The 13,254-nt window shown below is 63.8% G+C and carries 12 protein-coding genes; 4 read left to right on the plus strand and 8 right to left on the minus strand.

What is annotated here, in order from left to right; all coding sequences use genetic code 11:
* Positions 1-2 precede the first annotated feature (2 nt).
* Genes DEI83_RS09935 through DEI83_RS09945 form a run of 3 tightly spaced genes read right to left on the minus strand, consistent with a single transcriptional unit; the run spans position 3 to position 3,273 of the window.
* A complete protein-coding gene (locus DEI83_RS09935; protein WP_111081791.1) occupies positions 3-974 on the minus strand; it encodes a GDP-L-fucose synthase in 972 nt (323 codons plus the stop codon).
* Positions 974-2,002: a GDP-mannose 4,6-dehydratase gene (gene gmd / locus DEI83_RS09940; protein ID WP_111081792.1), complete on the minus strand. Its 1,029-nt coding sequence runs from the start codon at positions 2,000-2,002 to the stop codon at positions 974-976. The genes DEI83_RS09935 and gmd overlap by 1 nt, the downstream gene beginning before the upstream one ends.
* Positions 1,999-3,273 (minus strand): glycosyltransferase family 4 protein, encoded by a 1,275-nt coding sequence (locus tag DEI83_RS09945; protein WP_111081793.1) that lies wholly within the window; start codon positions 3,271-3,273, stop codon positions 1,999-2,001. The genes gmd and DEI83_RS09945 overlap by 4 nt, the downstream gene beginning before the upstream one ends.
* A 550-nt stretch (positions 3,274-3,823) precedes the next feature.
* On the opposite strand from DEI83_RS09945, the gene DEI83_RS16230 reads away from it, so the two are divergent.
* The 4 genes from DEI83_RS16230 (at position 3,824) to DEI83_RS15940 (ending at position 7,238) form a co-directional block, all read left to right on the plus strand.
* Entirely contained in the window at positions 3,824-4,117 is a 294-nt protein-coding gene (locus tag DEI83_RS16230; RefSeq protein WP_258371160.1) for a hypothetical protein, read from the plus strand.
* Between the two features lie 51 nt (positions 4,118-4,168).
* Positions 4,169-5,008, plus strand: coding sequence for a glycosyltransferase family 2 protein (locus DEI83_RS09955; protein WP_111081795.1), 840 nt, complete (start codon positions 4,169-4,171; stop codon positions 5,006-5,008).
* Positions 5,008-6,135: a glycosyltransferase gene (locus tag DEI83_RS09960; protein WP_111081796.1), complete on the plus strand. Its 1,128-nt coding sequence runs from the start codon at positions 5,008-5,010 to the stop codon at positions 6,133-6,135. Before DEI83_RS09955 ends, DEI83_RS09960 begins: the two co-directional genes overlap by 1 nt.
* A 437-nt stretch (positions 6,136-6,572) precedes the next feature.
* Positions 6,573-7,238 (plus strand): glycosyltransferase, encoded by a 666-nt coding sequence (locus DEI83_RS15940; RefSeq protein ID WP_181431160.1) that lies wholly within the window; start codon positions 6,573-6,575, stop codon positions 7,236-7,238.
* On the opposite strand, the gene DEI83_RS09970 is transcribed toward DEI83_RS15940, so the two are convergent.
* From DEI83_RS09970 to DEI83_RS09990, 5 genes are all read right to left on the minus strand, one after another.
* Positions 7,182-8,315 (minus strand): O-antigen ligase, encoded by a 1,134-nt coding sequence (locus tag DEI83_RS09970; RefSeq protein ID WP_181431161.1) that lies wholly within the window; start codon positions 8,313-8,315, stop codon positions 7,182-7,184. The genes DEI83_RS15940 and DEI83_RS09970 overlap by 57 nt on opposite strands.
* A 149-nt stretch (positions 8,316-8,464) precedes the next feature.
* The gene (locus DEI83_RS09975) at positions 8,465-9,595 is read right to left on the minus strand and encodes a glycosyltransferase family 4 protein (protein ID WP_111081799.1); all 1,131 of its coding nucleotides are present in this window, start codon (positions 9,593-9,595) and stop codon (positions 8,465-8,467) included.
* A gap of 1 nt (position 9,596) precedes the next feature.
* Positions 9,597-10,778, minus strand: a complete 1,182-nt coding sequence (locus DEI83_RS09980; RefSeq protein WP_111081800.1) for a hypothetical protein — start codon at positions 10,776-10,778, stop codon at positions 9,597-9,599.
* A 65-nt stretch (positions 10,779-10,843) separates the two neighbouring features.
* Complete coding sequence (locus tag DEI83_RS09985; protein ID WP_258371161.1) at positions 10,844-12,310, minus strand: sugar transferase; 1,467 nt, start codon at positions 12,308-12,310, stop codon at positions 10,844-10,846.
* A gap of 13 nt (positions 12,311-12,323) precedes the next feature.
* Positions 12,324-13,217: a hypothetical protein gene (locus DEI83_RS09990; protein WP_111081802.1), complete on the minus strand. Its 894-nt coding sequence runs from the start codon at positions 13,215-13,217 to the stop codon at positions 12,324-12,326.
* Positions 13,218-13,254 lie beyond the last annotated feature (37 nt).

Below are 13,254 nucleotides of genomic sequence, written 5' to 3' on the forward strand. Positions count from 1 at the left end.
TGTCATTCGCGGATCGTCCCGACGTGCTCGCGATACCAGCTGATGGTGCTCCGAAGCCCGTCCTCGAGACCGATACCGGCGGTCCAACCCGCATCCGCGAGCTTGGACACGTCGAGCAGCTTCTGGGGAGTGCCATCGGGCTTCGTTGTGTCCCAGACGGTCTCCCCGTCGAACCCGACGATCGTCGCGACCGTTTCGGCGATCTCCTTGATGGTCACGTCCGAACCGGTGCCGACGTTGACCTGCTCCGGCCCGTCGTAGTGCTCCATCAGGTGCAGGACTGCTGCGGCCATGTCGTCGACATGCAGGAACTCACGTCGGGGCGAACCGGTCCCCCAGTTCTCGACACGGTCCGCACCAGACTTCGCCGCCTCGTCGTACCGGCGGATGAGAGCGGGCAGGACGTGCGACCCCTGCGGCGAGAAGTTGTCGCCGGGTCCGTAGAGGTTCGTCGGCATCGCCGAAATCCAGTGCTTGCCGTACTGACGGCGAACCGCCTGGACCTGCATGATGCCGGCGATCTTCGCGATGGCGTAGGCATCGTTGGTCGGCTCGAGGTGACCCGTGAGCAGCGAGTCCTCGTGAATCGGCTGCTCCGCGAACTTCGGGTAGATGCACGACGACCCGAGGAACATGAGGCGCTCGACGTCGTGCTCGACGGCGGCGTCCATGACGTTCACCTGGATCTGGAGGTTCTCGCTGAGGAAATCGTGCGGGTACGTGTTGTTCGCCATGATGCCCCCGACCTTGGCCGCCGCCAGGACGACATACCGCGGCTGCTGCTCGGCGAAGAACGCGAAAACCGAATCGCGGTCCTTCAGGTCGAGCTCCGAAGAAGTGCGTCCAACCAGGTCCGTGAACCCCTCGGACTCAAGCTTCCGCCAGACTGCGGAACCGACGAGGCCCCGGTGCCCGGCGACGTAGACGCGCCCCGTCCTGTCGAGCGGCCCGGGGACGAACTCGTTGTCCGACATCACGCCTCCCAGCTCGCGAGCTTCACCTTGTCGATCCACGGGCGGCCCTCGTGCTCGAGCGCTTCGATGTCAGCGTCGACCATGATGCGCGCCAGTTGCGCGGTGTCGACCGTGGCTTCCCAGCCGAGCTTCTCCTTGGCCTTCGACGCGTCACCGACCAGAGCGTCGACCTCACTGGGTCGCAGGTAGCGCTCGTCGAACCGGACATGGTCTTCCCAGTTCAGCCCTGCGTGCGAGAACGCAGTCGAGAGGAAGTCCTTGACCGTGAAGTCGCCACCCGTCGCGAGCACGAAGTCGTCCGGCTCGTCGACCTGCAGCATGCGCCACATTCCCTCAACGTACTCGGCGGCGTACCCCCAGTCGCGAACCGAGTCGAGGTTACCGAGGTACACGTGGTCCTCGAGCCCCGCCTTGATGCGAGCCGCTGCCCGCGTGATCTTCCGGGTGACGAAGGTCTCTCCGCGACGCGGGGACTCGTGGTTGAAGAGGATCCCGTTGACGGCGAACATCCCGTACGCCTCGCGGTAGTTTCGGGTCACCCAGTAGCTGTACACCTTGGCGGCGCCGTACGGGGAGCGCGGCCAGAACGGAGTCTCCTCGTTCTGCGGAGGCGGTGTCGCACCGAACATCTCGGAGGAGGACGCCTGGTAGAACCGCGTGTGGATCCCAGACATCCGGACCGCCTCGAGCATGCGCATCGAACCGACGCCCGTTACGTCGCCGGTGTGCTCCGGCTCATCGAACGAGACCCGTACGTGCGACTGCGCTGCGAGGTTGTAGACCTCGTCCGGCTTGAGCTCCCCGAGGAGGCTCACCAGGCGAGCTCCGTCTCCCAGGTCTCCGTAGTGCAGGAACAGCTTGGCTTCGGGGTTGTGCGGATCGACGTAGAGGTGGTCGATCCGCGAAGTGTTGAAAGTGGACGCCCGGCGGATGACTCCGTGCACTTCGTATCCTTTTCGGAGCAGCAGCTCCGCGAGGTAGGACCCGTCCTGCCCCGTGATGCCCGTGATGAGCGCGCGCTTGGTCAACCGTTCCCCGATTCCCTGATGGAGGAGGCGCTCCGGCTCGTTGCCAGCCCCCTGAGTAGCCCGGTAAAGATATCGAATGATGCTCGCGGAGTTAACCGGGTAGACCGGAAGCGCAGGCCGCTCTGGCCCATGCGTCGAGCGACGTCTGGCTCTGCCGCCAGTTGTTCGGCTACGTCGAGCAGGGCCCTCGGATCTCCAGCGGGAACCACCGGGCCTGCACCGGCGAGGAGGATTTCGCTCTCGGTCACACTTCCAGGGTCCGTGGCGCCGATGACCGGGAGTCCGGTACTGAAGTACGACGTCAGCTTGCTGGGGACGGCCATGCCAGCGACTCCGCTCCGCTCGTTCACCAAGAGCGCGTCCGCTGCGCCGAGTGCGTTGCGGAAGTCCCGATCCGGCAACGAGCCGATCATCGATAGTGCGGCAACATCCGTACCGAGTTCCGCGAGATGGACGCGCTGATTCCCGTCGCCCATGAGCACGAACCGAACACGGCTGCTTGTCGCGTCCGCGAGCCGGGCGGCCTCGACCACGTTTTCAAGCCCCTGCTTCAAGCCCATGTTTCCGGCATGCAGGACGATGAAGTCCTCAGGAGACCAGCCGAGCTCGCGTCGAGCCGCCTGACGGTCCGCCTGCTCGCCTGCTTCCATGTGTGACCAGTTGCGAACGACCGTGACGAGTTCGGGATCCACGCCCATCTCGTTGACCACTGTGTCCCGAAACCGTTCGTGGATGACCACGACAGCATCGGCGGAGCGAAGGACCCACCGCTCCACCCTCGAGACGATCCTCTCAGCCATGCTTGGCTTCTCGTCACTCAGTTCTCGAAGGCCAAGCGAGTAGAGGTCTTGCACCCAGATGACCACCGGCGTACGCCGCACTGTCCGGAGTCGGACCTTCACGAACGCCACCGCGGACGCAAGTAGCGCTGGGGAGACGAGAACGACCACATCAGGCCGTCCGAACCTCGTGCCAACCGCAGCCAACCCGAACGAGATTTCAGAAGCAGCCCGGGCGAAACCACCCGGCTTCATGGGGAGGCGATGGCGCCGACGCACCACCCGCACCCCGTCTTCGTCGTCCGCTGTTGACCTCGGCGGACGCCCACTGCCGAAGGACCACTGCGGGTAATGCGGGAACGAAGAGATCACCCGGACCTTGAAGCCTCGGCCCACCAACTCTCGCGCCAGCCCCGCCGAGTAGGGCGCGATCCCCGTACTCTCCGGCGCGTAGTTGATGCCGACCATCAAGACCGACTGACGCTTCTTCACGTCCTGACGATAGCAGCACGGCTAAACAGTTCCGTGCCTGCAGCCAACCGCCCTACAGCAGCAGCTCGACGCTGAGCTCGCTTACCGAGACGAGCAGGTCGTGATGCACAGACGTGGAACCTCGACAGCAACGTCCTCGCACCACCGCCCAAGCTCCCAAGCTCGACGCCTCTGATTCTCCGGCTCGCCCCGGCTGACTCCCATCCAGGCCGGGCGCACTGCCACCCTTATGATGAGCCCGGAGTTGGTGTCTTCACCGCCCTGGGGAGGAATCATGGAAGCACACCGTTCGACGTTCCGAGTCATCCCTCTGCGGGACGCTCCTGGGGAACGGGCCTCCTGGGGCCGATCAAAACTCGTGGTGTTCGCGTGGGCTGTAGTGGAATTGCTCTTCGTAACGAACCCATGGCAAATATCCTCTCGTCTACGCGTCCTTGTTCTTCGGTTGTTCGGAGCAGAAGTAGGTCACGGCGTCATCTTTCGCCCGCGGACAAGGGTTCGATTTCCGTGGAAGCTCCACGTAGGCGACGACTGCTGGATCGGGGAAGGCGTGTGGCTCCACAACCAGAACGACATCTTCATCGGCCCGAACGTCGTCATCTCCCAGGAGAGCTTTCTGACCACGGGAAGCCACGCGCATCGCGCAGACATGGCCCTCATCACCAGTCCGATCAGGATCGATCCCGGCGCGTGGATCACGGCGCGTTGTATCATTCTAGGTGGCACGCACATCGGAACTTCGGCGCTAGTAGCACCCGGTTCCGTCGTTCGGGGCGATCTCCCCGACGGGAGCATCTTCTCCGGGAATCCGGCAGTTTTCGTCGGTGCCCGTTTCAAAAAATGATCGCCGCAACGATCGTCCGCTACTCGTACGATTCTGAAGGAAAGCAGGACCATGCTCCCGATCTCGGTGGTCATCATCACGAAGAACGAAGGGGTCGGACTTCATCGAGTGCTGAGCAGGCTCTCCAGCTTCGATCAGATCATCGTTGTTGATTCGAACAGCACGGACAACACCAAGGAAGTGGCCACAAGCTTCGGTGCCGAAGTCGTGAACTTCGACTGGAACGGGCGGTATCCGAAGAAGAAACAGTGGAGTCTCGAACTAGAGCGCCTGAGGAATCGGTGGGTACTTCTGCTCGACGGTGATGAATATCCGTCGGACGGCCTGATCAGCGAGCTCGAGGAAATGTCGCAGACCTTCCGCGAGCCGTCGGCAATCGGCGCATTCGACGTACCACTACTCTACCGTTTCACCGGAAAGTTCCTGCATCACGGTCACACGGTCACGAAACGTTCACTCCTCGATCGAGAGGTAGCTCACTTCCCGGTGGTCGACGATCTCGACGCTCCCGGTATTCGTGAAGTGGAGGGGCACTACCAGCCGCAGACGGCGAAGACCGTCGGCACCTTGTCGCATCGGATCTGCCACGACGATCTCGACCCCATCACCACCTGGTTTGCCCGGCACAATCGCTACTCAGATTGGGAGGCGTACCTGAACACTCATCCGGCGCTGCGTCGACAAATAGCAGGGAATCGGTCACCCAAGGGACGCCTGTTCGACCGGGTTCCGTTCAAACCGCTGGCGTTCTTCATCTACGCCTACCTCCTTCGGTCGGGATTCCGTGACGGTCGTGCCGGCTTCGACTACGCGTTCGCGCTCGCCTCCTACTACTGGCAGATCGATGTCAAGACCCGCGAGCTTCGCCGGTTGAAGGACGTGGTGAACTGATGCGCGTTCTCCACGTCATTCCGTCAGTCTCACGAGTGGACGGCGGGCCGTCTGAAGTCATCCGCGGCTGGTTGCGTCACCTCGGCGAGCAGGGCGTCGAGATGACGGTCCTCACGACGGACAAAGGTTTCAGTGCCCTCGACGCAGACCTGGCCGACGACTCACGAGTGGCCGTCGAACGTGTCATACCCCCGAAGCGATTCTCGTTTTCGCCATGGCTGGCATACCGCGCCCTGTCGCTGATCGCACGAACGGATGTCGTGCACGTCCACAGCATCCACACTTTCAGTTCCACGACGAGCCTGTGGCTCTCCACGCTGTTACGGCGACCGGTCGTCTTGCAACCGCACGGCTCCCTTGATCACTACCATTGGAATCAAGGGCGCTTCAAGAAAGCACTGTATTCTACCCTCGTCGATGGTCTCGTGTTGAGACACGTATCGCGGCTCATCGTGAGCAGCCAACACGAAGCAGAAGACCGGAGCCCTGCCTGGGCGCGACGTATCCCGGCCGCCGAAGTGCATCTGGGTGTCGATCAGACCCTTCTGTCAGAGCCCAGACGACAGAAGGCAGCCGGTACCGAAGCCTCCGTGCTGTTCCTCGGGCGCATCACACAAAAGAAAAGGCTCGACCTCGCTCTGCGTGCCGTCGCAGCAGTGCAGAACCGCGGGAAGTCAGTCCGACTGATCGTCGCCGGTCCGCTGGACCCGCAATTGACCTGGAGCCCCGAAGAGCTCGTCGACGACCTGCGTCTCCGCGATCGGGTGGACTTCCTGGGAACGGTCGACCAGGCGGAGCGCCGTCGTCTTCTTGCCGATGCTGATGTGTTCATCCTGCCGAGTGACGACGAGAGCTTCGGTGTTTCGGTCGCTGAAGCTCTCGCAGCAGGCTGCCCCACGGTCGCCACGCGAACTGTGGGCATCGCATCCAACGCTGCTGGCGCTGGTGCACTTCGCCTAGCAGAAGCCGACCCAGATGCTCTGGCGAATGAACTCCTCGACATCCTCGAGCGAGAGGATGTCGCTTCGGAACTCAGCACTCGAGGCCGGAACTACGCGGCTGAGCATCTCACGTGGCAAAGTTCTGTAGCTCAACTCGCCGGCGTCTACCGTCACGAACTCCGGTAGGAGCAGCAATGCGAATCCTGATGACTCAGCCCTACATCCCGGCTTATCGCGTGCCGCTGTTCGTAGCGCTAAGACAACAGTTGGAGCAGGAAGGACACGAGCTCGTGCTCGTGGCGGGGAAACCTGCTCCGAATCAACGGCTACGGGGCGACGCCACAACAGGTAGCGGAGCAGCCAACATGCGCGAGTTCATCCTCAAGCTCCCGCGCAACCGCGAGGTACGGCTACGGTCACTTCCACGCCAGTTTCGACACACCCGCTTCGATGTCCTTGTCAGCGAATTGGACCCCACGAACTTGTTCGTCTGGTCCTGGCGCCTGAGTCACCCTCGCACTCCAATCGTACTATGGGGCCATGGGGCATCTTTCGTATCGGACGGCACATCCGCGAGTAAGTACCTCAGAGCGTTACTCGTTCGACTGACCGCAAGTGCGGTGATGACATACACCGAAGGCGGGAAAAAGCGGCTTGCCGGCAGTCTCGACGGCAGGAGCAAACCGATCACTGCGGTTGGCAACAGCACGGATACAACGACATTGCGCGCGGCGGCCGACTCGCTGAACGAAGGGGATCGAACCGATGCTCGGCGTCTCGTGGGTTCCGGCCCGCGGGCGCTCTTCGTAGGGGGGCTTGACGAGTCGAAGAAAGTGCATGAACTGCTCGACTCAGCCCGGCACGCGCATCGAAGCGATCCAGAATTCAAATTGATCGTCATCGGACGCGGACCGTTGGAGGACGACGTTGCTACAGCCGTGGCAGAGGGTGCCGTCGTGTGGATCGAGTCAGCTCGGGGCGAGAAGTTGGCAGCATTCGCGGCGCTCTGTGAGAGCATCTGGATGCCTGGGCGTGTCGGACTTGTTGCTGTAGATGCGCTCGCGCTGGGTCTCCCGATCGTCACTGTAGCTCATCAGCACCATGCTCCTGAACTCGAGTTGCTCAGAGCAGACGAAGTCCACTTCGTGGAACCGGACCCGCTCACGTTCGCTTCTGCGGCGCGAAATGCTGCGCAGAAGCCGTACGAACGCCGCCCTTCTGCGGACCTACCGTCAGTTCAGAAGGTTGCCGCCCGTATGCGAGCGGTCATCCTTTCTGTCGCTCGGTGACGGCGGTGCGAACGGTCCCAGGAACAGGGAAGCACCTATGAGAACCGGCCAGAACGTGTATCGCTCCGTGAAACCGTTGTTCAGCAGTCCCAAGAGGACGACCGCGACCGCGGAAATGAGGAGAACTGCCGCGAGATCGATTTGGCGGCTTCGCCAGAGGATCAGGATCGGTGCAGCAACGAAGGTGCTGTAGGCCACCAGGAAGAGGACTCCCCCGGAGGCCAGGAGGACCAACGGCGCCAGTTCCCCGACCCAGGATCCAAGGCCCGCGCCCAACACCGGATGCGCAACGAACAACTCCCACCCGTCGCCGATGGCCTGCGTTCGTCCCACGTTGCTCTGGACCGTACCAGCGCTCTGCACGAATCGCGTCCCCCTGATCAGCGCTGGCCCGAAGACGACTGCAGCAGCCGTGGCGAGGATCACGATCGGGAGCACCCAGCGCAGGCCCCCAGTACGGGAAGCGTGGTGGACGATTGAGACCACCACCACGGCGAAGCCGATCAGCAAGCCAGCCCTGGAGCCAGTCTGAAAGAGAGCAGCAATCAACAGCACGAAGCCCAGACCGGCGACCAACCTGTTTCTGGTCATCGACGCGCGAAGGTAGTAAAGGACCACCGGGATGGCCAACACGATCGTCTGGGCGAGAGCATTGGGGTGGCTACTGAGTCCCGCGTACCGGTCTGTTCCGTTGACCTGCGCGAGCAAAGTGCCCTCTGGGACGGTCCCGATAGCCTGCAGGAGCGCGAAGACACTGCTCGAGACGACACCGCCGATCCACCACCGAAGGATCCTGCGCCCGCGCGCCACGTCCCGGCCGATCACCAGGACGCTCAGCACCGCCACGCAGACCGTCGACAGGACCACCCGAGCGAGCATCTGTGCAGGTGACAGCCCCGCGCCGAGTTCCTCGATCGCGGTGAACGGTCGCCCGACGACAACGACATCCCGTGCCGCCAACAAAAGCCCGATCAGGGCCGGTAGGAACATCCATGACCGAAGACCGGGCAAGTTCTTCGTCGCGCCGGGAGACAGAGGAAGCAGCAGCAGTCCGACGATGACGAACAGATCGCTCAAGTTGAACGTTCCGACTCGAACCGCGCTCCAATTCGACGTCAGAGCCGCGAGGCCGGTCACCACCATCAGAAAAGAGCCGCCTGACGCTGTTCCAGAAGTAGCGCCACGCTGCGCGCCCTGTCCAAGCATCCGAGCACTCGTCCCGCTCATCATCGGTCCTCGGCCATGGTGATACCCCGGCGGAGTCGATCCGCGACCACATCCCAGCTACTGCCGGCTGCCGCAAGCTGTCCGCGCTTGCCCAGTTCGGCACGACGGGATTCGTCGCGTACCAGCGTCCGGAGTGCTGCCTCAAGAGCGGCGTCATCCTCGACCGGGACGATCACGCCTGCCTCCCCATCGAGTACCAGCCCTGGCAGCGCGCCCCGGTCTGACACGACGCACGGGACGGCGAACGCCATCGCTTCGTGAACCACCAGCCCGAACGGTTCGAATCTGGAGGGCAAGCAGAAGACGTGCGCATCCTGGTAGAGGCGATCCATCGACGGACGCTCGCTGACGAAGCCGACATATCGCACTCCTGGCTCCGGTGCACGCGGTGCACAGCCAGCAATGATCAGCTCAACGGTGTCGCTTTCTCGCAACCGCCGAAACGCAGAGAGGAGGACGTCTCCGCCTTTCCGTTCGAAATCCACGCCCACGAAGAGGATGGTCTTGAGGCCATCCCGCAGCGCTGCCTTCGGTGCCTTCCTTGACTTGGTCTCCGTCGAACGTCGAGCCCCGCCGCCGAGGGTGATCACCTTCGCGGCTGGCTGCCCGTAGGCGTTGATCACTTCAGTCCGCACTTGGTCTCCCAAAACGAAGACTGTTCGGGCTCGGTCGAACTGCAGTCGCTCAGCTCGTATCCGTGCGTCCAGCTCTCGCTTCGGGAGAGCCCACCCTTCCCACTTCTGACTCAGTGAAGCGGTGCCGTCGATGACGACCGCGTATGGCGACGTGCTCGGCGCGTACGTGTTACCGATCTGAACTGAGACGAATTCGCCAGGGACGCGAGCCAGGGCCCGATCGCGAGTGCGAGAACGTAAAGCCCTCATCATGCGCCCCTTGCGATACACATTCCGCCATTGTTGTCGGTCAAATCGGAACGACAGCGCCGCAGCGATGTACCGCCAGAGTTGCCCGGGGGTCGAATCGACGAGACCGACGATCTCAACGTCCGACCTGGCGCGGAGTCCCGAGAGGATGCCCTCAGGAAGACCGGAGTTTGTGCGGACGTCGGCAGGATCGCCGTCCGCCACCAGCACGACCCGAACCTCACGAACAGAGGTGTCTTCATTCATTTCACGTTCCCCCTAGCACTGTTCGGTACGCACGACGCGCTGGGACGACGAACGCAATCGGGTACATCACTGCCGAGACCACAAAGCCGGCCATCACGCTCCCATCGACGCCGTTCCACAGATAACCAATGATGAACGCGGCCCAGGCCGTGCCGACCACGATCGACCTGCCAAGCGTAACTTGGCGGTTGAAGCCGAGCATCCGCATGATGATGTTGTGGATTCCCGCCCAGCCGGATGTGACAGCAACGGCACCGACACACAACACTCCCACCAGCAGTGCCTCATGTGTGACGCCGGAGAATTCGACATGAGCCAGCAGCGCCACCAAAGCGCCCAAGGCGACTAGCGCTCCGCTGAGTACGGACATCCGGAGCGCGAGCCGTCGACCTGAAGCGATGAGCGCTCCGTCGGATGCATGACTCTCACGAACGGCTCCATCCGCAAGGAGCTTGGTACTGCTTGCGGAGAACAGGAGATTGAGAGGACCGAAGATCGTCTGCGCCAGTCGGAAACCACCGATCAGGATTCCTCCACCCAAGCTCCCCAACACGAGCATCGGTATTATCGAATTCATCGTACCGACGACGTAGTCCAGGCTCTGCAGCAGCGCTGGTTTTCGATACGCGCGGAAGTCAGTCCATCGCGTCCTGATGACGTGCTCACCAAGCTGGATGAACACGGCCACCACGCATGCACAATTTGCTAGGGCTTGATAGTCCGCTGGCGACACCCCCACCGCAAGGATGAGCACGAAGACGGTGAGGAGGGCCCTGCCAGCTTCACCCAACGCCGTCCGCCAGATCTTCCCGACGACGAGGCAGCGGTATCTCAGCCAGTCCTGGCCGACGGGTAGCACCAAAGAGGCTCCCAGCAGCAATGCGTCCGTGATGTCAGCCACACCGAGCACGAGGGCAACCCCGGCGAGCACCACAGCTCCGACGAAACTTGCCCACAAGGCATAGCGCAACGGCGTGAAGGCAAGTTTGTCAACGCGGTAGTGAATGAGCGCTGGCTGGAACACCACTACTCGGATGAAGCCGAAGATCATGTTCGACGCTAAGTTGAGCACTGCGAACAACGCGTAGTCGGAGTGACTCATCCAGGACACTCCAACGAACACGACAAGCGCCCCCGTCAGGCTCGACAGCGCTTGGGAGATCAGAATCGGTTTGTTCAGCACCCTTGTTGCCCAAGCCCCAGCGACATGATGGCGGGTGGATGTCCTCGCTTTGCGAGGCCGGCCCTTCAATATGCGCCTTCTTTGCCGAACACGGCTTTCGCCGTCCTCCAGAGGATGACCAGATCAGAAACCAGCGACCAGTTCTCCACGTAGAAGAGGTCCAGACGCACTGAGTCCTCCCACGACAGATCTGAACGGCCACTCACCTGCCAAAGCCCCGTCATTCCCGGCTTGACCAGGAACCTTCGATGGACGTGCAAGTCGTAGCGCTCCACCTCGCGCCGGAGTGGCGGGCGCGGGCCGACGAGGGACATGTTGCCAACGAACACGTTGAACAATTGCGGGAGTTCGTCCAAGCTGTAGCGCCGCATGAAACCGCCCACCTGCGTGACCCGCGGATCGTTGCGCATCTTGAAGAGCACGTCATTGCCCTCGGCGCGATCGAGTTGACCGAGCTCCTGCAGCCGGGCTTCGGCGTCGACGACCATCGACCGGAACTTGATCATGTGGAACGTGGTGCCGTTCAGCCCGACGCGCTCCTGTCGGAAGAACACCGGCCCCGGCGAGGTCAGCTTCACCAACAGGGCCAGCACCAGCAGCAGCGGCGACAGCACGATGATGAGTGCCGTCGACCCGACCAGGTCGAACGCCCGCTTCGTGTAGAGCTTCCGTCCCGAGTAGGTCGGCGTCTCGACGTGGATCAGCGGCAGGCCCTGCACCGGGCGGGTGTGGATGCGCGGGCCACCGATGTCGGTCAGGCTCGGCGCGACGACCAGGTGCTGCCGGCCGGGCTCGAGTGACCAGCTGAGCTGCCGGACGCGCTCAGGTGGCAAGTCGTCGGCGCTCGTGATGACGACGGTGTCGGCACCGGTCTCCGCGAGTGCCTCGGTCAGGTCGTCGAACCCACCGAAGCTCTGCACGGTCGAACCGGGCAGGACGCCTCGGGTCCCCGCTGACACGGCCGCGCCCACGACGCGGTAGCCGGCTTCCGGCGACCGGCCGAGCTCACGCGCCAGGTGCAGGACGCTGCTGGTCGAACCGACCAGCAGGACCTTGGCGGAGTAGTTCCCCCGCTTCCGCTCGGCGACGAGCCACTGGCGCCAGATCCACCGCGAGAGCAGCAGGACGAGGATGCCGACCGGGAAGGCGATGAGGATGTACCCGCGGGCCAGGTCCACGTGCAGCAGGTAGGCGGCGATCGCCAGGACCCCGAACACGCGCACGCTCGAGTCGGCCACCAGGCGGTACTCGGTGCTGCCGACGCCGATGACCCGGTGGCCGCGGGTGTCGTACAGCGCGAGGGCGCTCATCCACACGGCGATCACGACGATGGAGATCCCGGTGTAGCTGAGGCGCAGGTCGGCGGTGTTCGTCGCCAGGTTCGAGTCGAGCCCGAGCCAGGCGATCTGCACGCCGAACACGACCCAGAAGAGCGCGAGGAAGTCGGTGACCAGGACGCGGCGCGAGTAGGACCGGCTCCACTCCTCGGTGGAGCCCGTCGACGCGGAGACCCGCAGCGCGCCGGCGGTCATCGCCGCCATCCGGTCACCACGTGGCACCACCGTCCGCCGACACGGACACGACGTCGCCCGCCCAAAGCCAAACGCTGTTCCCGGCGCGGTCGAGGCTGATCAGCCCGGTCGTCGCCGCGTCGGCGTCGCAACCGACCGTGGTGGTGGCCGTCTCCGGCGTCACCCCGATGGCGGTCATCGAGGCGATCTCGACACCCTCGCAGGCGTCGGAGCTGATCGTGGCCAGCAGGTACTCGTCGCCGTTGTCGGCCATCGAGCGCACGCCGCCGAGGGGGACGTCGACCCAGTCGCCGGCGCCGGAGCGCCACTCGACCTGACCGTCGCAGATGACGACCGAGGTCTGCTGCCCCTGGTACGCCTCGATCGGGTCGCTGCAGGGCGGCTCCAGAACGCCGGTCGCCAGGACGATGCCGTCGGACGAGACGCCGGCACCGGCTGCGCCGGGGCTGCCTGCGGTCCAGGTCACGCCGTCATCGGCGCTGGTGCGGACGGTGGTGGTGCAGTCCTCGCCGATCCCGGCCAGGATCGCCAGGTCCGTACTGGAGGCCCGGATCGCCATGAGCGTCGACACGTCCGACCCCAGAGCGACCGGCACCCACGTCGCCCCGCCGTCGACGGTGTGCTCGAGGGTGGGCGCGGCACCGCCGCACGTCGCGCCGGAGCCGCGCCACGCCTCCTGGCTGTCCACCGCGGAGAGGAAGCGACGCGGCTCGCCCGCCGCGTCCGCAGACGGGGTGGGGGTCGGACTGGTGCTGGCGTCGGGACGTGCGGAGAATGTGGGGATGGGGCCCGCCTGGTCACCGGCGTTCGGCGCGGTGCGGCCGAGTGCGAGCGTGACGAGCGCGATGTCGATGACGACCAGCACGACGACCACGACGGCGACCCAGACGAGGGTCGACCGTGTCACCGTCGAGCCGAGGTTTCGGGTTCCCCGGCGAGTGTCC

The sequence above is a fragment of the Curtobacterium sp. MCBD17_021 genome (assembly GCF_003234525.1).
Taxonomy (GTDB): Bacteria; Actinomycetota; Actinomycetes; order Actinomycetales; family Microbacteriaceae; genus Curtobacterium.

Coding starts and splice junctions, on each gene's coding strand:
- DEI83_RS09935 (WP_111081791.1), bottom strand. CDS start 974: ATGTCGGACAACGAGTTCGTCCCCGGGCCGCTCGACAGGACGGGGCGC.
- DEI83_RS09955 (WP_111081795.1), top strand. CDS start 4,169: ATGCTCCCGATCTCGGTGGTCATCATCACGAAGAACGAAGGGGTCGGA.
- DEI83_RS09960 (WP_111081796.1), top strand. CDS start 5,008: ATGCGCGTTCTCCACGTCATTCCGTCAGTCTCACGAGTGGACGGCGGG.
- DEI83_RS15940 (WP_181431160.1), top strand. CDS start 6,573: ATGACATACACCGAAGGCGGGAAAAAGCGGCTTGCCGGCAGTCTCGAC.
- DEI83_RS09975 (WP_111081799.1), bottom strand. CDS start 9,595: ATGAATGAAGACACCTCTGTTCGTGAGGTTCGGGTCGTGCTGGTGGCG.
- DEI83_RS09985 (WP_258371161.1), bottom strand. CDS start 12,310: ATGACCGCCGGCGCGCTGCGGGTCTCCGCGTCGACGGGCTCCACCGAG.